Here is a 21010-nt window from a genome sequence, read left to right as displayed (position 1 = left end):
ACCCAAGCCATGGATGCTAATAGCAATAAGACGAGCACCTCGCCGTCCGCCGCACCCCTGGTCAGCATTGTCTGTCCAGCCTACAACCAGGAGGCCTACATCGCGCAGACGCTGGATGGCTTCCTGCTCCAGCAAACCACGTTCACCTTTGAAATCCTGGTGAACGACGATGCTTCCACGGACGGCACCGCCCGCATCATTGCCGATTACGTCAAACGCTTCCCGGCGCTGATCCGCCCTTTCTACCACGAGACGAATCAGTACTCGCAGAACAACCCGCCGGTGCCGCGTCTGTTCGGCGAAGCGCGCGGCCGCTACATCGCCTACTGCGAAGGCGATGATTACTGGACTGACCCGCGCAAGCTTCAGATCCAGGTAGATTTTCTCGAGAACAACCCGGATTACGTGCTGACCTACCACGATGCCATCCCCTTCGACATCAGCGGCCAGTACCCGATCCAGCTGCAAGGCAAGCTACGCGGGGATGCCACGGCGCTGGAGCTGCAGAAGGCGCGTCCGGTGTCGACGCTGACCACGGTGTTCCGCAACGTGTTCGAGTCGTTGCCCCCCGAACTGCGCGCCGCGCCGCTCAACGACCTGGTCTGGTGGTCGCTGCTCGGTGCCTACGGCAAGGGCAAATTCATGGGTGAGGTCAAGCCTGCCATGTACCGGTTGCACCCCGGCGGCGTGTTTTCCATGCGCTCCAACAAACGCAAATTGCACATGGCGCTGCAGACATCGGGCGCCCTGGCCAACTACTACAACCGGCTCGGTAATCAGGAGCTGTATGAGCATTTCCTGATGGAGCTGGTCGAGTATTCGCTGTCGGCGATTACCCCGAAACGCAAGATGCAGACCCTCCTGGCCGTTGGCCAGAACTTCACCGCAAACATCAGCAAGAGACTGATGACGACCCTCAGCAAAGGTCATGTTCAGTAACGTACTGGTGGTCTGCGTCGGCAATATCTGTCGCAGCCCCATGGCCGAAGCCATGTTCCGACAACGCGTGCCCAACGCTTGCGTCCAGATCTCGTCGGCCGGAACCCACGCCATGCTCAGTTCCACCATCGACCCGCTGGCCGAGGCCGTGCTGCACGTCAACGGCGTCCCCGCCCACAGACATCGAAGCCGTCAGATCGATCGGCAGATGCTCCATGAAGCAGAGCTGATTCTGGTCATGGAGCATCGTCAGACCCACAGCGTCCTCAAGCTGGCCCCCGAGGTACGCGGCAAGACGTTTCTGATTGGCAAATGGCAACAAGCGCTGGAAATCGCCGATCCCTACCGGCGCCCGAAACTAGCCTTTGAACAGACCTACGAGCAGCTTTCGCGTTGTGTCGACGACTGGCTTCCTTATCTTCAGTCAGGAGATCCAAGATAAATGACCGCTATGAACCGTACTTCTCTGGACGAGGTCCAGGACTCCCGGATCGATTTGGCGACTATCTTGCGCACACTTTTCGATCACAAAGGATTGATTGCGTCGATTGTCGGCATCTGCGTCCTGCTCGGCGCCACCTACGCCATTCTGGCCACACCGATCTTCCAGGCCAACGCGATGATTCAAATCGAGCCGCGGAAAGTGGGCATCGAGGGCCGCACCGAAGTCTCCAACAAGCCGCTGTCGGTTTCCCAGGCGACCACCGAAATCGAGCTGATCAAATCCCGCGCGGTGCTGGGCAAGGTCGTCGACGACCTCAAGCTGTACATCGTGCAGAAGCCCAAATACATCCCGGGGCTGGGCAGCTACATGGCGCGTCGGTTCAAGCCGGAACGTGAAGGCGCGCTGGCCGACCCGATGTTCGGCCTGAACAGCTACGCCTGGGGCGGTGAGAAAATCGACATCTTCCAGCTGGAGGTGCCGGACGCACTGCTGGGCGAAAAAATGATCATGGTGGCCGGCAAGCCTGGCACCTTCACCCTGTACGACGAAGACCGTAACAAGCTGCTCAGCGGCCCGGTCGGCCAGACCGTCGAAGGCAGCGGCATCAAAATCCAGGTGGCTGCGCTCAACGCACGTCCAGGCACCGAGTTCACCGTGGCGCGTCAACGCACCCTGACCACCGCACTGGATTTTCAGGACCGTCTGAAAATCATGGAAGCGGGCAAGGATTCCGGGATCGTCTACCTGTCGATCCAGGACCCGGACCCGGCACTGGCCAAGCGCATCCTCAACGAAGTCAGCCGCCTGTACGTGCGTCAGAACGTCGAGCGCAGTTCGGCCGAAGCCGCCCAGCGTCTGGAGTTCCTGCGTTCGCAATTGCCGGCCGTGCGCAAGCAGCTGGAACAGTCGGAAATCGCGCTGAACAACTTCCAGATGGGCGCCAAGTCGGTTGACCTGAGCGTTGAAACCAAGTCGGTTCTGGATCAGGTGGTCAAGCTGGAAGGCACCCTGTCGGACTTGAAAATGAAGCGCGTCGACGTCGAACGTCTGTACACGCCGGAGCACCCGAACTACCGCGCCTTGATGACTCAGATCGGCCAGGTCGAATCCCAGAAAGCCGCGCTGCTGAAGAAGATCGAGGCCCTGCCGGCCACGCAACAAGAGTTGCTGCGTCTGAACCGTGACATGCAGGTCACCTCGCAGACTTACACCCTGTTGCTGGACAAGAGCCAGGAGCAGGACATTCTGCGCGCCGGCAGCATCGGCAACGTCCGCATCATCGACAACGCCGACGCCAACGTCGAAGAGCCGGTCAAGCCGATGCGCAAAATCATCGTGCTGGTCGCCGCGCTGATCGGTCTGTTGCTGGCCGTTGCCACCGTGTTTGTGCGTCAGGCGTTCTATCGTGGCGTGGACAACCCGGAAGTCATCGAAAACCTCGGCATGCCGGTGTACGCGTCGCTGCCGTATTCGCGACTGCAGGAGCGCCTGGAAAAGGCCGCCCAGAGCCGTTCGGCGAGCAAGGAGCCGCGCCTGCTGAGCGTCAGCGCCCCGACGGAACTGGCGATCGAAGCGTTGCGCAGCCTGCGCACCAGCCTGCACTTCGCCATGCTCGAAGCCCGCAACAACGTGTTGATGATTTCCAGCCCGACGCCGGGCGTGGGCAAGTCGTTCGTCTCCAGCAACCTGGCGGTGATCATTGCGCAGACCGGCAAACGCGTGTTGCTGATCGACGCCGACATGCGCAAAGGCTACCTGCACAAGATGTTCAACCTGACGCCCAAGCACGGTTTGTCGGACACCCTCGCCGCGCGTCTGGGCAGCAAGGAAGTCATCAACCACACCGAAGTGCGCAACCTGGATTTCATCTCCTGCGGTTATGCGGCGCCAAACCCGTCCGAGCTGTTGATGCACGACAACTTCAACAAAATGATCAGCGAGCTGTCGCCGCTGTATGACCTGGTGATCATCGACACCCCGCCGATCCTGGCCGTCACCGATGCCACGCTGGTCGGCCGCCAGTCGGGTACATGCCTGCTGGTGACCCGCTTTGGTCTGAGCACCGCCAAGGAAATCGAAGCGTGCAAACGCCGCCTGATGCACAACGGCATTCTGATCAAGGGTGCGATCTTCAACGGTGTCCTGCGCAAGGCGTCGACCGCCGACTACGACTGCGCCGCGTACGGCTACGACTACACCACGGTCCGCAAGTAAATCGACACGCACGCCAAGGAGATACACATGGCCAGGACCCTCGCAGTGATGCAGCCGTATATGTTCCCCTACCTGGGTTACTTTCAGCTCATTGCCGCTGCAGACATCTTCGTCCTGGGAGATGATCTGCAGTATGTGCGGTCCGGCTGGGTGAATCGCAACCGCATCCTGCACAACGGCGAGGCGAAGCTGATCACCTTTCCGTTGAAGAAAGACCGCTTTCAGTTACAGATCAATCAGCGCCAACTGTGCGACCATTTCAGCGATGAAGGACTGCGGCTGATCGATCTGCTCGCCGAGAATTATCGAGAGGCGCCCTACTTCGCGCAGGTCATGCCGCTGCTGGAACGGTTGATCCGTTTCCCGCAGCAGAACATCGCGCTGTATGCCGAACACGCAATACGAGAAATGTGTGCTTATTTACACATCGTGACGCCGATCCTGCGCAGCTCGGACCTTATACTGGGTAGCGCTGCGGACAAGCAGGAGCGCATCATCCGCATCGCTCACACCTTTGAAGCGACCACGTTCATCACCCCCGAAGGCGGATCGGTGCTCTACGACCGTGATCACTTCGCCCGCAACGGCTTGCTGGTGCGGTTCTTCCGGATGAACCCGGTGGAGTATCGGCAGTTTCGGCACCCTTTCGTCGCCAACCTGTCGATCATCGATGTGCTGATGTTCAACTGCGTCGAGCAGGTGCAGCAGATGTTGACCGAATACGGGCTGGACAAAAATCCAACCCGCGCCGAGCCCCGCATGATGCAGGGACCGGCACAAAAACCTGACGTTGTCCTGACCGGGTCGCACCGGATCGCAGTGGAGTGAAGTGTATGTCTGAAGTCGTCAATAGCGCCTGTGGCTCCGCGCGCTGGTACCTGATCCAGACCAAACCCCGCCAGGAGGCACGTGCGGCAGAGCATCTGCAACGTCAGCAGTTCGAGTGCTACCGCCCGGTCAAGCACGGCGAGAAAAAACGCGGCTCACGGGCTCCGGCCGAAGAAGAGCTGTTCCCCGGCTACCTGTTCATTCACATGGATCAGGCCAGCGACAACTGGTACCCGATCCGCTCGACCCGGGGCGTGGCACGCATCGTCACCTTCGGCGGCATGCCAGTACCGGTGCAGGATGAGTTGATCGAGCAGATCCGCCAGCGTTTGCTGGCGCCGCCGGCCAGGGTCGCCTTTCAAGAAGGTGAAACGGTACGGATCACAGCCGAGGGCTTCAACGACGTCGAGGCGATCTTCCTCGCCGCAGACGGTGATGAACGTGCGGTGATTCTGCTCAATCTGCTGCAACGGGAGCAGAAGGTCACCCTGCCGGTCAGCAGCCTGTCGCGTATGCAAGCGCAGGCTTGAACCGAGCCTTACTGTCTTTCAACTTCTTGCACCTCTGACCCACACATCCTGACTCCCACGGGGCTGATGCTTTCAGCCTCTTGACCCCCCTTCGCCCGGAACTCGCCATGACCCAGAAAACCACGCTGGTGACGCTCACCTATGGTGATCGTTTCAACTACCTGCACACCCTGGTCAGCCGCTCGCTGGAAAGCCCGCTGATTGATCGCGTGATCATCGTCAGCAACGCGTCCACCGCGCCGCTGGACAACCTGCGCCGCACCTGGCCGAATCAGGTCAGCGTGATTTACATGCACGAGAACACCGGTTCCGCGCGGGGGTATTCGGTGGGGATCCAGGCGGCGCTGGACGCCGGTGCCGAACACATCTGGCTGATGGACGACGACAACGCGCCGACCATCAACGCTATCGCAACGCTGCATCAGGTGCTCGAAGAACGTATACGCATCGACGGCGAAGACAAGGCTGCCGTTCTGGGCTTTCGTCCGACCCATCAGGCGGACATCGCCGCTGGCGTGCCGAACCGGTTCGCCATCCAGCGCCGCTCGAGCTTCTTCGGTTTTCACATCGCGCAGCTGCCGTACAAGATCTGGCGCCGACTGCCTTGGGGCGCGCCGCAAAGCCCGCACAGCAAACTGCCGATGGTGCAGTTGCCGTTCGCTACGTATGGCGGCCTGCTCGCCCACCGCAATCTGTATCGCCGCATCGGCCTGCCGCTGGACGCGTTGATGCTTTACGCCGACGACAGCGAATACACCTGGCGCATCACGGCCGGTGGCGGCCGGATCTTTCTGGTGCCGGACGCGTTGCTCGACGACCTGGAAAGCTCGTGGAACATCAAGGCTCGCACCAACAACATCTACGAAAGCTTCCTGCTGGGCGGCTCGGACTTGCGCGCCTACTACGGCGCGCGCAACCAGGCCTGGTTCGACAAGAACATCTGGGCCAATTCGTCGCTGCTGTACGGCCTCAACCGCTGGGTGTTCTTCCGCCTGCTGCGGCTGATCGCCAAGCGACGCGGTGCCGAGGAGCGCCTCGGCCTGATCGAACAAGCCATCCGCGACGGTGAGTCCGGCGTACTGGGTCTGAATCAGTCGTATCCCCTATGAAAATACTGTTCATCAGCAGCCTGTATGCCCCTCACATTGGAGGCGGCGCGGAAATCATTCTTCAGCGTACCGTCGAAGGCCTGCAGCAGCGCGGCTGTGAAGTCAGCGTGCTGGTGACCGGTCCCGACGCGGGTTTGAGCGTTGAGGCGGTGAACGGCGTCAAGGTCTACCGCGCCGGCCTGCGTAACTTCTATTGGCATTTCGGTTCGCAACGGCCTGGCCGCCTTGCGCGCCTGGGCTGGCATCTGCGCGATCGCTACAACGGCGCGATGCGCAGCTACGTAAAACAGGTCATCGGCAACGAGCAGCCGCAACTGGTGGTCTGCCACAACCTGAGCGGCTGGTCGGTCTCTGTCTGGGACGAGATCACCGCGGCAAAGCTGCCGATCGTCCAGGTGCTGCATGACATGTACCTGATGTGCCCAAGCAGCAACATGTTCAAACGCGGCCAGTGCTGCCAGCAGCAATGCGGCAGTTGCCAGACCTTCCGCAAGGGCCACGACGCACGCTCGGCGCAGGTCGCGGCGGTGGTCGGGGTCAGCCGTTTCATTCTTGAAAAGCTGCAGCTGCGCGGTTATTTCAACGCCGCCAGCCCTTACGTCGTGCACAACGCCAGCCCGTTCACGCCGCCGACGGCCTCGCCCCATCAGCGTCGGCAAGCGGATCTGGTGGCAAAAAAAGCGCCGTTGCGCTTCGGCTACATGGGCACGCTGTCCCATCAGAAAGGCGTGGGCTGGCTGATCGAGCAATTTCAGCGACTGCCTTTCGACGCCACGTTGCAGATCGCAGGCCGTGGCCAGGACGCGGACGAAGCCACGTTCAAGGCGCTGGCGAACTCGCCGAAGATCAGTTTTGTCGGTTATCAGAAGCCTGAAGTGTTCTACCGCCAGATCGACGTCGCCGTGGTGCCTTCGCTGTGGAACGAGCCGTTCGGCATGGTCGCCGTCGAGGCATGCGCCCACTCGGTGCCGGTCATTGCCAGCCGCATGGGCGGGTTGCCGGAGATCATTCAGGACCCGCTCAACGGTCTGCTGTGCGATCCGCAGGATCCCGACTCACTGGGCCAGGCAATGTTGCGTTTGCACCAGAACCCGGAATTGCTGGCGCGTCTGAGCGGTCAGGCCCGGGTCAGCGTGGCGTCGTTACTGAACCTGGAGTTGATGCTCGACAGCCACCAGAGCATTTTTGCCCAGACACTGCTGGACGACGCCGCCCAGCGCAACCGGCATTCACTGGCTCACCCGGTTTGAGCCGCACTCGCTTTGAACACACCGGCATGCACCCTCGTCATGCCGAGATTATCGCCGACGGCCCGAGACCTACCTGAGCAAGCGCTCCGGACCGTGCCTCTTCATTGAGACAAGCCATGCACATCCCTTACCTGACCCGGTTACGACGACCCTCGGCGGTCCTGTTGCTGGGCTTGTTGATCAGCTGCATCACGCGGGCTGACGAAGCGTTCATCATCGGCGTCGACACGCACTTGATGAACAAACCCGGCACCTCCACCCGCGCGTTGCAGCTGTTGAAAGCGGCGGGTGTCGACTCGGTGCGCGACGATGCCTATTGGTCCGGCGCCGAGCCGCGACGAGGGTTGTTGAAGATTGAGCCCTCGTGGCAGTCATTCCTGAGCGCCGTTCAGGAAAACAGTCTGCGACCGCTGCTGGTGCTGGGCTACGGTAACCGGTTTTACGAGAACTACGCCAAACCGCGAACCCCACCGATGCGCGATGCGTACGGCAACTACGCCAGCTTCGTCACCCGCCAGCTCACCGACAGCGTGGACTTCTACGAGATCTGGAACGAGTGGGACAAGGAAAACCCGGTCGATCCAGAGTTCGCCCGGGACTACTTCCAGCTCATCGAACAAACCGCCAGGCGCATTCGCACCAATCAGCGGCCGATGGTGATTCTGGCAGGCGCCGTTACCAGCCAGGGCATGGACCTGGGGTTCGCCGACCGGCTGGTGGAATCGGGGGTGCTCAATCATGTCGACGGGCTGTCGCTTCATCCGTATGTGTATTGCCGTTCGGATGAGCGCAATACGCCGGAAAACTGGATTGCCTGGCTGCGGCGGATCAGCGAGGACCTGAAGGACAAGAACCGCAACAAAGGCCCGGTGCCGTTGTATCTCACCGAAATGGGCTGGCCCAGTAACGACGGGCGCTGCGGCGGTGATGAGAAGATTCAGGCAGCGTTTCTGGCGCGCAGTTTCTTCTTGGCGCAGACGATGCCCAACATCAAGGGCATGTGGTGGAACGGCTTGCTCAACGACGGTCCCGACGGCACTGATCCAGAGCAGAACTTCGGCCTGCTCAATCAGGACCTGAGCATCAAGCAGGCGTACCTGACGCTGAAGGCCATTAGCCCGACGCTGCATCAATTCCGTTACGACGCTGAGAAGAGTCGGGAAATCGAATCGCAATACCTGTTGCGGTTCGCCAAGGGTTCGGAGCAGATCATGGTCGCCTGGACCGCCGGGCTGCCGCGATCGATCAAGATCGACGCCAGCAGCGTGCTGCGCGGCAACGTGCACTACATCGACACTCGGCAGCCGCAACGCGGACTGGTCGACAGCGGTATCCCGTGGAACTGCAATGACGGGCGTTGCTCGGCGCAAGTGCCGATTGATGACTTCCCGAAAATAATAAGCCTGGGCACACGCCCGGCACTGTTTGCCTTGCCCTGAGTTCTGCCTTTTTTATTCCGGCCCGCCTTTAGAGCGCCCCTTCATTCAGGGCGCTGACGCCCTTTTCACTCAGGGCGCTGACGGCTCCTGCGCACGACCCCTTTATCTCTTCTACAGGTCGACCACAATGATTGTGATCAATGCACGTTTTCTGACTCAGGAATTGCGTGGCGTTCAGCGCTTCGCCGAACAGATCTGCCTGGCCCTCAAACAACTGCGCGACGACGTGGTGTTTGTTGCTCCCCATGGCATTCAGATGCACGAGAGCGCCAAGGCCCTCGACGTGCAATGCATCGGCAGCCACAGCGGCCACCTGTGGGAACAGCTGGACCTGCCGCTGTACCTGCGCCGTCAGGGCAATCCGCTGCTGATCTCCCTGTGCAGCACCGCCCCGCTGTTGTACGGCAATCAGATCGCCACCCACCACGACGTCACCTATGTGCGTCACCCGGAAAGCTACACGCGCACGTTTCGCCTGCTGTACCGGACCATGACGCCGATCATGCTGTCGCGCATCAAATCACTGCTGACGGTGAGCGCCTTCTCCAAGGGTGAGATTTCGCAGTTCTACAAATACCCGGAGAAGAAAATCTTCGTGGTGCCCAATGCCGTGAGCGGTGCGTTCCAGCCGGGCCCGCCGCTCAAAGAACAACAGGACTACCTGCTGGCGGTGTCTTCGCCCAGCGCGCACAAGAACTTCAGCCGGATGATCAAGGCGTTCCTGCTGCTGCGCGGCCACGATGATCTGCAACTGCGCATCGTCGGTGGCGCCAGCGGGATTTTCAGCGACGACAACCTGCAACGCCTGGCCAGCCGTGACCCACGCATCCGCTTTCTGGGGCGCCTGAGCGATGACGAACTGATCAGCCAGTACCAGGGCGCAACGGCCTTTGTGTTTCCGTCGCTGTATGAAGGCTTCGGCATTCCTCCCCTGGAAGCTCAGGCGTGCGGTTGCCCGGTGCTGGCGGCGAACGCGGCCTCGATTCCTGAAGTGCTGCAGGCCAGCGCGCTGTATTTCGACCCGCTGGACGTCTGCCATATGGCCGCTGCCATGGAACGCATTCTGACCGACATGCCGCTGCGCCAGTCGCTGCGCCGACGCGGGCTGAACAACGTGGCGCGGTTCTCCTGGGAAGAATCGGCGCGACAGGTTTCCCAACGCATCGACGCGCTGCTGAGTCCGGCCAGAGACCGCCGCACCAACCAGGGCAGCGATGCCCTGGGGCGTGAATCTTCCAGCAAGCTCTGAGGCGCTGCAATGAAACGCCTTGCCTATCTCGACGCATTGCGCGGCATCGCCGCCTTGATGGTGGTCTTCACCCATTTGTACGAACCGGTCATCGGTCACGACTGGGTGCTGGATTACCTGATCGACCCCGGCAAGTTAGGGGTGCTGTGGTTTTTCATGATCAGCGGCGTAGTGATTCCCTACAGCCTCAAGCCGGTGCCCGACGGCGCCCGCCGCTTTGTGATCTCGCGCGTGATGCGCTTGTACCCGGCCTACTGGCTGTCACTGGTGCTGTTTGTGCTGATGCTTCAGTTGACCGGCGCGCCGCTGCCGTCCTGGCCGCAGATCGTCGCCAACCTGACGATGGTGCAGACGGCGCTGGGCTTCAATGACGTGGTCGGCCTGTACTGGACGCTGTTCATCGAACTGGTGTTCTACGGTCTGTGCCTGGCGTTGTTCATCGCCGGCAAGCTCTACGACCTGGCGTACCGGGCGCGCTGTTCGCTGGTGTTTCTGCTCGCGGCGCTGGCGTTGGGCATTGCCCGCGCGTTGACCGAACACAAGCTGCCGGTGGCCCTGCCCCTGGCGTTGTCGCTGATGTTCTTCGGTTCTGTATGGCGCCAGTGGTTGCTGGCTGAACACAGCGCGGCGCTGACGCGGAACCTGAAAATGCTGTTCGTGGCCTTCGCCGTGCTATTGCCGCCGACGCTGATCATGGCCTACAGCGAAGACATGGGCACCGGCGAAACCTGGGGCCGTTACTGCTTCACCTACGCCGTGGCCATTGTCAGCTTCGTGCTGCTGACCCGCAGTGTGCGTCTGGATCACCCGGCGCTGGTCTGGCTGGGCGCAGTGAGTTACTCGCTGTACCTGCTGCACCCGTCGATGGGCCTGTTCAGCAACTACCTGCTGCGCGGCACCGATGCACCGGCCCTGCTGGTGGCGCTGGTCGCGACGCTGCTGACCCTGGCCGCGGCCCATCTGTGTTTTCGCTACATCGAACACCCTTTCATCCAGCTCGGAAAACGCCTCAATAACCGCAACGCCAAGACGCAGCCTGTGAGCGTCTGATTTAGCGCCTGCGCACATGGAAAGGCATGGGATCGCCCTCGCGAGCTTCGCTCGACATGCCGGGCATCCCTCAGCCGTTAATGCAGAGAATTCCAATGAAAATTGCTATCGTCCACGACTGGTTGGTGACGTACGCCGGTGCCGAAAGGGTTTTGGCATCGCTGATCAAAATCTGGCCCGAGGCGGATCTGTTCTCCGTCATCGATTTCCTCAGCGACCAGGACCGTGCCCAGTTGGGCGGCAAAGTCGCCAAGACCACGTTCATTCAGCACCTGCCCAAGGCCAAAACCAAATACCAGCGCTACCTGCCGCTGATGCCGATGGCCATCGAGCAACTGGACCTGTCCGGTTACGACCTGATCATCAGCAGCAGCCACGCGGTGGCCAAAGGTGTCCTGTGCGGACCGGACCAGTTACACGTGAGCTACGTGCACTCGCCGATTCGTTACGCCTGGGACCTGCAGCACCAGTACCTCAAAGAAGCCAACCTGAGCACCGGCCTGAAAGGCAAAGTGGCGCGGATGATCCTCCATTACATGCGCATGTGGGATCAGCGCACCGCAGCCGGCGTCGATGACTTCATCGCCAACTCGCACTTTATTGGCGCGCGCATCACCAAGGCCTACCGCCGCGAATCCACGGTGATCTACCCGCCAGTGGACACCCGCGGTTTCGCGCTGCAGGAACAGAAGCAGGATTACTACTTCACCGCCTCGCGCATGGTCCCGTACAAGCGCATGCCGATGATCATCGAAGCTTTCGCGGCAATGCCGAACAAGCGTCTGGTGGTGATCGGCGACGGCCCGGAAATGGAAAAGGCCAAGGCCGCTGCTGCCCACGCGCCGAACGTCACGCTGCTGGGTTATCAGCCGTTCGCGGTGCTGCAGGAACACATGAGCAACGCCAAGGCGTTCGTGTTTGCCGCCGAAGAGGATTTCGGCATCAGCCCGGTGGAAGCCCAGGCCTGCGGCACGCCGGTCATTGCGTTCGCCAAGGGTGGCGTGGTGGAAACGGTTTGCGGTCTGGATCATCCGCAGCCCACCGGCGTGCTCTACCCGGAGCAGAGCGTTGCGTCGCTGATAGCGGCCATCGAAACGTTCGAGATCAACGGCTCACGTATCACTGCGCAAGCTTGCCGGACCAACGCCGAGCGCTTCAGCGAAGCCCGCTTCGAACAGGAAATGCGCCAGTTCGTCGAGAGCCGTCTGACCGCTGCCCGTCAAAGCCGCCAGCCTGCGCACGCACGGCCGCTGCAGTCCGCGCCGACGCTGGTCAGCAGCGACCTCTCCGCCCGTGTTGTTCCGATCAAATCCGTCTGAGCGAGCACAGAATATGCGCACACCATTAAGGGGCATCCTGCATGCCCATTCATCGTCGCTGTCCGTCGCTCACCGGCTGCTCGATCTGGCGGTCATCGCGGTCGGCGGTTACTGGGTAAACCTGCTCACCGGCACGCCGATGAGCAGCGAAGCCTGGATGCAGATTCTGCTGGCAGCGGTGGCTTTTCACTGGCTGGCCGAATACCACCAACTGTACGGCTCCTGGCGTGGCGAGCGCATTGTGCGCGAGCTGCTGAAGGTCGCCAATTACTGGGGGCTGGCCTTTGTGCTGCTGCTGTTCGTCGATTACCTGCTGCTGCAGCCCGACGATCTGGCGAACGACAGCCAGATGGCCTGGTTTGCCGCCGTGATGGTGGCGTTGTGTGGTTATCGTCTGGCGATTCGCAGCGTACTGCACACCTTGCGCGCCCAGGGTTTCAACACCCGTCGCGTGGCGATCGTCGGCACCGGCCACTGCGGCGAACGCCTGGCGATGTCCATCGAACGCGCGCCGTGGATGGGCCTGAACCTGCTGGGCTTCTATGACGAAGCGCCTCAGCAGATCGACCTGGCGCGCATCGGCCGACGCATTCCGGTGCTGGGCGATCTGGATCAACTGATCCAGGACGCCCGCGACGGCAAGATCGACAAGGTGTACATCACCCTGGAGCTCGGCGCACAGGAACGGTTGCAAGCGCTGATCAAGGGCTTGAGCGACACCACCGCGTCGGTCTACGTGATCCCCGACGTGTTCATGTTCGAGTTGCTGCACGCCCGCAGCGAAAGCATCAACGGCCTGCCGAGCATCAGCATTTTCGACTCGCCCATGGACGGCGCCTGGAGCGTGGTCAAGCGTCTGGAAGATATCGTGCTGTCGAGCATCATCCTGACCATGATCGCCCTGCCGCTGATGCTGATTGCCCTGGCGATCAAGCTCACCTCCCCCGGCCCGGTGCTGTTCCGTCAACGTCGTTACGGCCTGGACGGGCGGCCGATCATGGTCTGGAAATTCCGCAGCATGAGCGTGCAGGAGAACGGCTCCGTGGTGACCCAGGCCACGCGCAATGACAGCCGCATCACGCCGCTGGGCGCGTTCCTGCGTCGCACCTCGCTGGACGAACTGCCGCAGTTCTTCAACGTGCTGCGCGGCGAGATGTCCGTCGTTGGCCCGCGCCCACACGCCGTGGCGCACAACGAGCAGTACCGCAAACAGGTGTCGGGTTACATGCTGCGGCACAAGGTCAAGCCGGGCATCACCGGCTGGGCACAGATCAACGGCTGGCGTGGCGAGACCGACACGCTGGACAAGATGCAGAAACGCGTTGAATTCGACCTGCAGTACATCGAGCACTGGTCGGTCTGGCTGGACCTGAAAATTATCCTGCTGACGCTCTTCAAAGGCTTCGTCAACAAGAACGCCTTCTAAAAGAAAATCCGCCAATCACAACAAACATGGCCAAGGGCTAGTAAGCTTGGCGGGAGGTGCACGGGTGCATGAGCGAATGTGATCCGATGTTCGGTGTGAGTAAGGGATGCAAAGAAATCACTGCGGTGCCAGTACGCACCTATTAGGATGAGAAGGAACATTCATATGAAAGTAACGTTAGCGGTCGTGCTGCTTTCCAGCCTGGTGTTGCAAGGCTGCGCATTCGCCCCTGGTCAATACATGTCTTACAGCGATGTCACTGAGAAAGACCCCGACGGTCCCCAGGTCACGCTGATCAACATCACCCCCGCCACCCTTGCGCAGCAGCAGAAAACCGCAGACGCGGCGGCCAAACCGCTGCCCCCGGAACTGCTGAACTACAAGACGCCTGAATACATCGTCGGCCCGGGCGACGCCTTGCTGGTGACCGTGTTCGAACACCCTGAACTGACCGCGCCAGGCTCCCAGGAACAGCTGGACGCCAACAGCCGCGAAGTGCTGAACGACGGCACCGTGTTCTTCCCGTACGTAGGCCGTATTCAGGCCGCCGGCAAGACCGTTTCCCAGATCCGCGACCAACTGCGCATGGGTCTGGCGCCGCAGTACACCGAAGTGAAAGTCGACGTCAAAGTGCTCCGTTACAACAGCCAGCGCGTTCTGCTCTCGGGTGCTTTCAAAACGGCTGGCCCGCAACCGATCACCAACATTCCGCTGAGCCTGGTTCAGGCCATCAGCCAGGCCGGTCTTGATTCGACCGACGCCAACCTTGCCAGCCTGACCCTGCGTCGCGACGGCAAGGATTACGTGATCGACGTTGACTCGCTGAACCGCAAGGACTCGCAGATCAGCAAGATCTTCCTGAAGGACGGCGATTACCTGCACCTCAACAGCAACTCGAAAAACAAGATCTACGTGCTGGGTGAAGTTCAGCGCCCGCAAGTGATCTCGTTCAGCACCACCAGCGTGACCTTGCTGGAAGCGCTCGGCACCTCTGGCGGCCTGAGCCCTGACGCAGCCGATGGCGACGCGGTATATGTGATTCGTGCACAGGACGCCACCCACGGCGCGACGGTGTATCACCTGGCGGCGAAGAAGCCGACCAGTTATGCGCTGGCCAAAGGCTTCGAGCTGGCGGCCCAGGACGTGGTGTTTGTCGGCCCGGCCAACATCACCCGCTGGAGCCGTTACGTGAGCCAGTTGCTGGGCTCGAACAACATCATCCAGACGGGTGCGATGTTCAGGAATTGATGGGGCAGCCAGCTTCAAGCGGCAAGTTTGAAGCTTCAAGCTGACAGCCGCGCACCAGAGCAACACGGAAATCCTCGCAGTGGTCCGACTGCGGGGATTTTTTTTGCGCTGAATTTGATGAGGGCGGGTGTTGCGTGGGCAACAGCGAATCAACAGATAGGTGGGTGTGAATGACAGTTGGGGGATTGCAGCGGTGCGTGTTTGCTGGATTTACAGGGCCGGCAGCCCATGGCGAGCGCTGGCACGCATGCTGCTTCTACCCTGCCAAAGGGTCTTCATGCCCACCACTGCGCGTTGAACGCGGCCTGCTCGGTGCCTGGCACCACGGGTGACTGACCCCAAGGAAACAACACATGTTGGTAGTCTCGATTTCAGGTAGCCCTTCCACACGTTCGCGCTCGGGCGTAGTGCTGCAACATGCCGCGCACTGGCTCAAGGACCGCGGCGTAGAAGTCAACGGTGTGCGCCTTCAGGATTTTGCAGCCGAGGATCTGCTCTATGCCCGATTCGACAGCCCGCAGGTGGTGGCTTTCATCGAAGCAGTGGCGAAGGCGGACGGTTTACTGATCGGCACGCCGGTGTACAAAGCTTCGTTTTCGGGGGCGCTGAAGACGCTGCTCGACCTGCTGCCGGAGCGTTCACTGCACGGCAAAGTGGTCTTGCCGGTCGCGACCGGAGGGAGCATTGCGCACATGCTGGCGGTGGATTACGCACTGAAACCGGTGCTGTCGGCGCTGAAATGCCAGGAGGTGCTGCACGGGGTATTCGCCATCGACAGCCAGATCAGCTACGGCGAGAACGCGTCGGGCGGCGATCTGGATGAACTGCTGACCCAGCGTCTGCACGACGGTCTGGATCACTTTTTACTGGGCCTGCAACACCGGACCCAGGCACGTCACAAGGAAGCGGGCGGGCATTTGAAACTGGCGTTGTGAGTGTTCCGGCTTAACCCTGGCGGGCTTTCGAAGCAACGCTGACTTCGGCATTCACTTCGCCGCGGTTATCGAACTCATGGGCGCGTTGCAGTTGTGGCTGCTCCATCAGTTGCGCCTTGCGGGCCTGAAAGTCGTCGTAGGACAAGCCGCGACGATTGAGGTCTTCGAGGGCCAGCTGGTGGGTCTCTTCAGCACTGTAGGCACGCAGTTCGGGATGATTGCCAGCGGCACAACCGGCGAGAACGGAGGCGGAAAGTAACAGGGAGAGGACAAGAAGACGGTTCATTGGGAGCCTCCATTCGGCTCGTTTCTGGAATGAAGCCAAGGCTACGCCCCGGGCCTTTCCAGCAGAAATCAGTCGTCTTGATAGTGGCTATCGGGCTTGGCGCGCAATTGGGTGTTCGGCGATCTATCCAGGTGCAGGGTGCGTCGGCCTAACGGCCTCGGGTTTCGCCTTCGGCGACTTACTTTTGAAAAGCACCAAAAGTAAGCAAAAGTGCCTGCTCCTGGTTGGGCCCTTCGTTCGTCAGGGTTCCTTCACTTCGGTCTCGCTCCGTGGGCCCGCGCCGAACGGGCATCCATGCCCTGACGGCGCTCTCGCCGCATCCATGCGGCTCGGCCCACTGCGCGAGACCTGCGTTCAGCCTGCACCCAAGTCGCGTTTGGCGGTGTTTGGAATTTTTGCGTACCAAGATCAAAAGCAGATCAAGAGTTTCCCGGCTGAAGCCGGTCCTACAGACACCGCGCACCCACTGTAGGACCGGCTTCAGCCGGGAAGAGGCCGGCATGACCGTCATCAATTTTTGGCTAGGTACGCCGAACACGTGCGTCGGGGTCAAACCCTGTGAAGCTGCTCACTTCCACAGGGTTCAGGGTTGAACCTGAGAAATGATCAGACCAGAAAGTGCCACAACAGCGACGTGCCGATCAGCCCCACCACCGACACAATGGTCTGTAGCACCGACCACACCCAAATCGTTTGCTTCAGTTGCAGGCCGAAGTATTCGCGGACCATCCAGAACCCCGCGTCGTTGACGTGGCAGAAGAACACCGAGCCTGCGCCGATCACCAGCGCCACCAGTGACGCCTCCACCGGCGCCAGCCCGGCCATCATCGGCGCAAGAATGCCCGCCGTGGTGGTGGTCGCGACGGTGGCCGAACCGGTCGCCTGACGCAGCGCAACCGCAATCAACCACGCCAGCAGCAGGTATGGCATGTGCGCGCCTTCGGCCACTTTGCTGATGGTCTGGCTGACGCCGGCATCCAGCAACGTTTGCTTCAAGCCGCCGCCCGCGCCGATGGTCAGCAGCAGCACGGCAATTGGCGCCAGGCTCTTGCGCAGCGTGCCGCCCACTTGTTCGCGGGAAATACCGTTGGCCCAGCCCAGACACACCGTTGCGGCCAGCACCGCAATGCCCAACGCCACCAGCGGTTCACCGAGAAATTTCAGCGTCAGCGCGATGTTGCTTTCCGGCTCCATGGCTATTTTTGCCAGGGTACTCCCGAGCATGAGAATCACCGGCAGCAGAATGATCAACAACGAAACGCCGAAGCTTGGCTGGCGAGAGGCAGTGGGTTTGGCCGAGAACAGCTCGCCCAGCTCCGCCGGCTCCTCTATGTGCATGCGCTTTGACAGCCAGTTGCCGTACAGAGGACCGGCCAGAATCACCGCCGGCACCGCCACGCAGAAACCCAGCAACATGGTCAGGCCAAGATCGGCGTGCAAGGCGCTGACGGCAATCAGCGGCCCCGGGTGGGGCGGCATCAGCGCGTGCAGGGTGGTCATGCCGGCCAGTGCCGGGATGGCAATTTTCAGCAGCGGCTGATTCGACTGGCGCGCCATGACGAAGATAATCGGCACCATCATTACCAGGCCCACTTCGAAGAACAGTGGCAGGCCGATCACCATCGCCACCAGGGCCATGACCCACGGCAGCATCTTGCCTTTGCCCAGCCCCAGCAGCGTCGACGCGATGCGATCGGCCGCACCGGATTCGGCCATCAGCGCACCGAGCATCGCACCGAGGGCGATGATGATCCCGGCTTCACCGAGTATCCCGCCCGCGCCCTTGCTAAACGCCTTCGCCACTGCCTCCGCTGGCAACCCCGCGCCTATCCCTGCGATGAATGTGCCCACCAGAATCGACAGAAACGGCGGGAGCTTGGTTGCGCTGATCAGCACGATGATGGTGGCAATGGCGATCAGGCAGCAGATGATCAGGCGAGTGTCATGAAACACCCAGGCAGCAGACGATAAATCCAACGCGGAACCCCTTATCGCTCGGTTTTATTTCGGAATGTATTGAAACAATATGTTTCAACCGGCCGAACCATACCGGATGCGGCATTGGGTCGCAGTTAAATTTTCACAGGGTCTTGCCGTTTCGCCACGGGTCTCCAACTCGGAGCGCGACATCATCCTGTGAGATCGAGCTTGCTCGCAAAAGCAGCATTTGAGTCTCGCGCGCATTCGATCAGCACCTCGCGCAGACCCTGTGCCGCTGCCGACAATTGATGGTCCGCCTGGGTCATCAAACCGATACGACGCTCAATGCGCGGGCCTTCCAGGGCAATGCAGCGAGCGCCGAGCTCTTCCATCTGCGCGATGCACAGCGACGGCACCGCGCTGACGCCCAGGCCGTTGGCGACCATGCGCCCGACCGTCGACAGTTGATGGCTTTCGAACGCCACCGACAGTTTGCCGTGCTGGCTCTGCAGGTCCTGCTCCAGCAACAAGCGCACGGCGGACGGACGTTGCAGGGTGATGAAGTCGTGACGCAGCAGTTCGTCCCAACTCACTTCGCGACGTGCGGCCAGTGGCGAGTCCTTCGGCACCACGGCGACAAAACGGTCCATGTAAAACGGCGTGAAAATCAGGTTGGTGCCCGCCTCGGGCTCGAAGCCAATGCCCAGCTCCACACGCCGATGCCCGACCATTTCCACCACTTGCTCGTTGATCACGTCGTGCACCGCCACGTTCACCCGCGGGTAGCGCTCGCGGAACACCTTCAGCGCGATCGGCAACAGATTGCCCGCGTAGGACGGCATCGCGGCCACCGACACCCTGCCCATTTGCAGGGTGAACCGCTGGCGCAGGAGTTCTTCGGTGTTGTCCCAGTCGGCAAGCAACTGGCGCGCCAGTGGCAGCAAGGCCTCACCCTCCGGGGTCAGGCTGACATTGCGCGTGGTGCGGGTCAGCAACTGCCCGCCCAGGTCCTCCTCCAGCGCCTTGATGGTCAGGCTCAACGCCGGCTGCGACACATGCAGCCGCTCCCCCGCCTGAGCAAAACTGAGGCACTGCGCCACCGCCAGAAACGCCCGAAGCTGTTTCACGTTCATATATTTGGATTACTTATCAATCGATCAAAAAAACAAAATTAACAAATCAGTGCATGCAAGAGAAGATGCGGGCAACGCTCTCCGATGCTTAGATTGTCGGACACAACTACAAATAAGGCGGGATCTCACCATGGCTGGACTCGATAAACGCGTGGCAACCTACGCTGAAGCCCTCGCCGGGCTGACCGACAACATGACCGTGCTGTCCGGCGGCTTCGGATTGTGCGGCATCCCCGAAAACCTCATCGCTGAAATCAAACGCATGGGGGTGAAGGGCCTCACCGTCGTTTCCAACAACTGCGGCGTCGACGGTTTTGGCCTGGGCATCCTCCTGGAAGACCGGCAGATCCGCAAAATGGTCGCGTCTTACGTCGGTGAAAACGCCCTGTTCGAGCGCCAGTTGCTCAGCGGCGAGCTGGAAGTCGAGTTAACCCCCCAAGGCACCTTGGCCGAAAAAATGCGCGCAGGCGGCGCCGGCATTCCCGCCTTCTATACCGCCACCGGTTTCGGCACACCCGTCGCGGAAGGCAAGGAAACCCGCCAGTTCAACGGCCGCAATGTGATTCTCGAAGAAGCCATCACCGGCGACTTCGCCATCGTCAAAGGCTGGAAAGCCGACCACTTCGGCAACGTGGTCTACCGTCACACCGCGCAGAACTTCAATCCGGTGGTCGCCACCGCCGGCAAGATCACCGTGGTGGAAGTGGAAGAAATCGTCGAGCCCGGCGTGTTGCTGCCCACCGAAATCCACACACCCGGCATCTATGTCGATCGCGTGATCCTGGGCACGTTCGAGAAGCGCATCGAGCAGCGAACCGTCAGAAAAGCCTGACATCAGCGTCGTCCTCGAACCGATTTTCCCCTTTGTATCTCCGGTTTTTCTACAGTCCGGACAGAATAAAAGAGACCCAAGATCATGGCACTCTCCCGCGAACAAATGGCACAGCGCGTCGCCCGCGAACTGCAAGACGGCTTCTACGTTAACCTGGGCATCGGCATTCCGACCCTGGTCGCCAACTATGTGCCGGACGGCATCGACGTGATGCTGCAATCGGAAAACGGCCTGCTCGGCATGGGCCCGTTTCCTACCGAAGAAACCATCGATGCCGACATGATCAACGCCGGCAAACAGACCGTAACCGCACGCAAGGGCGCGTCGATCTTCTCGTCGGCCGAATCCTTCGCCATGATCCGTGGCGGCCACGTCGACCTGACTGTGCTTGGCGCGTTTGAAGTGGACGTCGAAGGCAACATTGCCTCGTGGATGATCCCCGGCAAGCTGGTCAAGGGCATGGGCGGGGCGATGGACCTGGTCGCCGGCGCCGAGAACATCATCGTCACCATGACCCACGCGTCCAAGGACGGCGAATCCAAGCTGCTGTCGCGCTGCAGCCTGCCGTTGACCGGCGCCGGCTGCATCAAGAAAGTGCTGACCGACCTTGCGTACCTCGAGATCGAAAACGGCGCCTTCGTGCTGCGCGAAACCGCACCGGGCGTGACGGTCGATGAAATCATCGCCAAGACCGCCGGCAAACTGATCGTGCCGGATGACGTGGTGGAAATGACGTTTTAACGGCGATGGCGCGGTACTTGTAGGAGCGCGCTTGCCCGCGAACCGCGGATGGCCAGACACCCACGCAGTGTCTGAAACGTCCTTTCGCGGGCAAGCGCGCTCCTACAGGATCCGCGG

General features: G+C 60.9%; 19 protein-coding genes. 16 read left to right on the top strand and 3 right to left on the bottom strand.

The genetic code is table 11. The features are described from left to right. Positions 1-9 precede the first annotated feature (9 nt). From BMY98_RS21665 to ssuE, 14 genes are all read left to right on the top strand, one after another. On the top strand, positions 10-939 hold the full coding sequence (locus BMY98_RS21665) for a glycosyltransferase family 2 protein (RefSeq protein ID WP_074892434.1): 930 nt from the start codon (positions 10-12) through the stop codon (positions 937-939). Further along, a complete protein-coding gene (locus tag BMY98_RS21660) occupies positions 929-1381 on the top strand; it encodes a low molecular weight protein-tyrosine-phosphatase (RefSeq protein WP_074892433.1) in 453 nt (150 codons plus the stop codon). Before BMY98_RS21665 ends, BMY98_RS21660 begins: the two co-directional genes overlap by 11 nt. Next, positions 1382-3598: a polysaccharide biosynthesis tyrosine autokinase gene (locus tag BMY98_RS21655; protein WP_074892432.1), complete on the top strand. Its 2217-nt coding sequence runs from the start codon at positions 1382-1384 to the stop codon at positions 3596-3598. It abuts the gene before it with no gap. Between the two features lie 27 nt (positions 3599-3625). After that, positions 3626-4426, top strand: coding sequence for a WbqC family protein (locus BMY98_RS21650; RefSeq protein ID WP_083398858.1), 801 nt, complete (start codon positions 3626-3628; stop codon positions 4424-4426). Positions 4427-4431: 5 nt separating this feature from the next. Continuing rightward, the gene (gene rfaH / locus BMY98_RS21645) at positions 4432-4956 is read left to right on the top strand and encodes a transcription/translation regulatory transformer protein RfaH (protein WP_074892431.1); all 525 of its coding nucleotides are present in this window, start codon (positions 4432-4434) and stop codon (positions 4954-4956) included. A 107-nt stretch (positions 4957-5063) separates the two neighbouring features. Then, the gene (locus BMY98_RS21640; RefSeq protein ID WP_074892430.1) at positions 5064-6065 is read left to right on the top strand and encodes a glycosyltransferase; all 1002 of its coding nucleotides are present in this window, start codon (positions 5064-5066) and stop codon (positions 6063-6065) included. Next, entirely contained in the window at positions 6062-7315 is a 1254-nt protein-coding gene (locus BMY98_RS21635) for a glycosyltransferase family 4 protein (RefSeq protein WP_074892429.1), read from the top strand. The genes BMY98_RS21640 and BMY98_RS21635 overlap by 4 nt, the downstream gene beginning before the upstream one ends. A gap of 116 nt (positions 7316-7431) precedes the next feature. Then, complete coding sequence (locus BMY98_RS21630; protein WP_074892428.1) at positions 7432-8754, top strand: hypothetical protein; 1323 nt, start codon at positions 7432-7434, stop codon at positions 8752-8754. Positions 8755-8881: 127 nt separating this feature from the next. Then, positions 8882-10003, top strand: coding sequence for a glycosyltransferase family 4 protein (locus BMY98_RS21625; RefSeq protein WP_074892427.1), 1122 nt, complete (start codon positions 8882-8884; stop codon positions 10001-10003). A gap of 9 nt (positions 10004-10012) precedes the next feature. Further along, positions 10013-11053 carry an acyltransferase family protein gene (locus tag BMY98_RS21620; RefSeq protein WP_074892426.1) on the top strand — a complete coding sequence of 347 codons (1041 nt, stop codon included), beginning with the start codon at positions 10013-10015 and terminating at the stop codon, positions 11051-11053. A gap of 95 nt (positions 11054-11148) precedes the next feature. Continuing rightward, positions 11149-12372: a glycosyltransferase family 4 protein gene (locus tag BMY98_RS21615; RefSeq protein WP_074892425.1), complete on the top strand. Its 1224-nt coding sequence runs from the start codon at positions 11149-11151 to the stop codon at positions 12370-12372. Positions 12373-12385: 13 nt separating this feature from the next. Then, positions 12386-13798: an undecaprenyl-phosphate glucose phosphotransferase gene (locus tag BMY98_RS21610; protein ID WP_074892424.1), complete on the top strand. Its 1413-nt coding sequence runs from the start codon at positions 12386-12388 to the stop codon at positions 13796-13798. 165 nt (positions 13799-13963) lie between these two features. Continuing rightward, the gene (locus BMY98_RS21605) at positions 13964-15046 is read left to right on the top strand and encodes a polysaccharide biosynthesis/export family protein (protein WP_074892423.1); all 1083 of its coding nucleotides are present in this window, start codon (positions 13964-13966) and stop codon (positions 15044-15046) included. Between the two features lie 353 nt (positions 15047-15399). Then, entirely contained in the window at positions 15400-15981 is a 582-nt protein-coding gene (ssuE, locus tag BMY98_RS21600; RefSeq protein ID WP_074892422.1) for an NADPH-dependent FMN reductase, read from the top strand. A 10-nt stretch (positions 15982-15991) separates the two neighbouring features. Here ssuE and BMY98_RS21595 read toward each other — a convergent pair whose 3' ends face one another. The 3 genes from BMY98_RS21595 to BMY98_RS21580 form a co-directional block, all read right to left on the bottom strand. Continuing rightward, positions 15992-16267: a hypothetical protein gene (locus tag BMY98_RS21595; RefSeq protein WP_074892421.1), complete on the bottom strand. Its 276-nt coding sequence runs from the start codon at positions 16265-16267 to the stop codon at positions 15992-15994. A gap of 606 nt (positions 16268-16873) precedes the next feature. Then, positions 16874-18244, bottom strand: a complete 1371-nt coding sequence (locus tag BMY98_RS21585; RefSeq protein WP_074892419.1) for a GntT/GntP/DsdX family permease — start codon at positions 18242-18244, stop codon at positions 16874-16876. A 152-nt stretch (positions 18245-18396) separates the two neighbouring features. After that, entirely contained in the window at positions 18397-19320 is a 924-nt protein-coding gene (locus BMY98_RS21580; RefSeq protein WP_074892418.1) for a LysR family transcriptional regulator, read from the bottom strand. 130 nt (positions 19321-19450) lie between these two features. Here BMY98_RS21580 and BMY98_RS21575 point away from each other — a divergent pair, with 130 nt between their 5' ends. After that, positions 19451-20152, top strand: a complete 702-nt coding sequence (locus BMY98_RS21575; RefSeq protein WP_074892417.1) for a CoA transferase subunit A — start codon at positions 19451-19453, stop codon at positions 20150-20152. Positions 20153-20236: 84 nt separating this feature from the next. After that, positions 20237-20893, top strand: a complete 657-nt coding sequence (locus tag BMY98_RS21570) for a CoA transferase subunit B (protein WP_074892416.1) — start codon at positions 20237-20239, stop codon at positions 20891-20893. The last annotated feature ends 117 nt before the right edge of the window (positions 20894-21010 follow it).

It is taken from the genome of Pseudomonas graminis (genome assembly GCF_900111735.1).
GTDB lineage: Bacteria > Pseudomonadota > Gammaproteobacteria > Pseudomonadales > Pseudomonadaceae > Aquipseudomonas > Aquipseudomonas graminis.
This window is presented reverse-complemented; position numbering and strand designations above follow the sequence as displayed.

Bases quoted from the DNA above. Each gene is read 5' to 3' on its own strand.
- BMY98_RS21630 (WP_074892428.1), top strand. From the start codon at position 7,432: ATGCACATCCCTTACCTGACCCGGTTACGACGACCCTCGGCGGTCCTG.
- BMY98_RS21605 (WP_074892423.1), top strand. From the start codon at position 13,964: ATGAAAGTAACGTTAGCGGTCGTGCTGCTTTCCAGCCTGGTGTTGCAA.
- BMY98_RS21640 (WP_074892430.1), top strand. From the start codon at position 5,064: ATGACCCAGAAAACCACGCTGGTGACGCTCACCTATGGTGATCGTTTC.
- BMY98_RS21595 (WP_074892421.1), bottom strand. From the start codon at position 16,267: ATGAACCGTCTTCTTGTCCTCTCCCTGTTACTTTCCGCCTCCGTTCTC.
- BMY98_RS21620 (WP_074892426.1), top strand. From the start codon at position 10,013: ATGAAACGCCTTGCCTATCTCGACGCATTGCGCGGCATCGCCGCCTTG.
- BMY98_RS21610 (WP_074892424.1), top strand. From the start codon at position 12,386: ATGCGCACACCATTAAGGGGCATCCTGCATGCCCATTCATCGTCGCTG.
- rfaH (WP_074892431.1), top strand. From the start codon at position 4,432: ATGTCTGAAGTCGTCAATAGCGCCTGTGGCTCCGCGCGCTGGTACCTG.
- BMY98_RS21655 (WP_074892432.1), top strand. From the start codon at position 1,382: ATGACCGCTATGAACCGTACTTCTCTGGACGAGGTCCAGGACTCCCGG.
- BMY98_RS21570 (WP_074892416.1), top strand. From the start codon at position 20,237: ATGGCACTCTCCCGCGAACAAATGGCACAGCGCGTCGCCCGCGAACTG.
- BMY98_RS21635 (WP_074892429.1), top strand. From the start codon at position 6,062: ATGAAAATACTGTTCATCAGCAGCCTGTATGCCCCTCACATTGGAGGC.
- BMY98_RS21660 (WP_074892433.1), top strand. From the start codon at position 929: ATGTTCAGTAACGTACTGGTGGTCTGCGTCGGCAATATCTGTCGCAGC.
- BMY98_RS21615 (WP_074892425.1), top strand. From the start codon at position 11,149: ATGAAAATTGCTATCGTCCACGACTGGTTGGTGACGTACGCCGGTGCC.
- BMY98_RS21580 (WP_074892418.1), bottom strand. From the start codon at position 19,320: ATGAACGTGAAACAGCTTCGGGCGTTTCTGGCGGTGGCGCAGTGCCTC.
- BMY98_RS21625 (WP_074892427.1), top strand. From the start codon at position 8,882: ATGATTGTGATCAATGCACGTTTTCTGACTCAGGAATTGCGTGGCGTT.
- BMY98_RS21665 (WP_074892434.1), top strand. From the start codon at position 10: ATGGATGCTAATAGCAATAAGACGAGCACCTCGCCGTCCGCCGCACCC.
- ssuE (WP_074892422.1), top strand. From the start codon at position 15,400: ATGTTGGTAGTCTCGATTTCAGGTAGCCCTTCCACACGTTCGCGCTCG.
- BMY98_RS21575 (WP_074892417.1), top strand. From the start codon at position 19,451: ATGGCTGGACTCGATAAACGCGTGGCAACCTACGCTGAAGCCCTCGCC.
- BMY98_RS21650 (WP_083398858.1), top strand. From the start codon at position 3,626: ATGGCCAGGACCCTCGCAGTGATGCAGCCGTATATGTTCCCCTACCTG.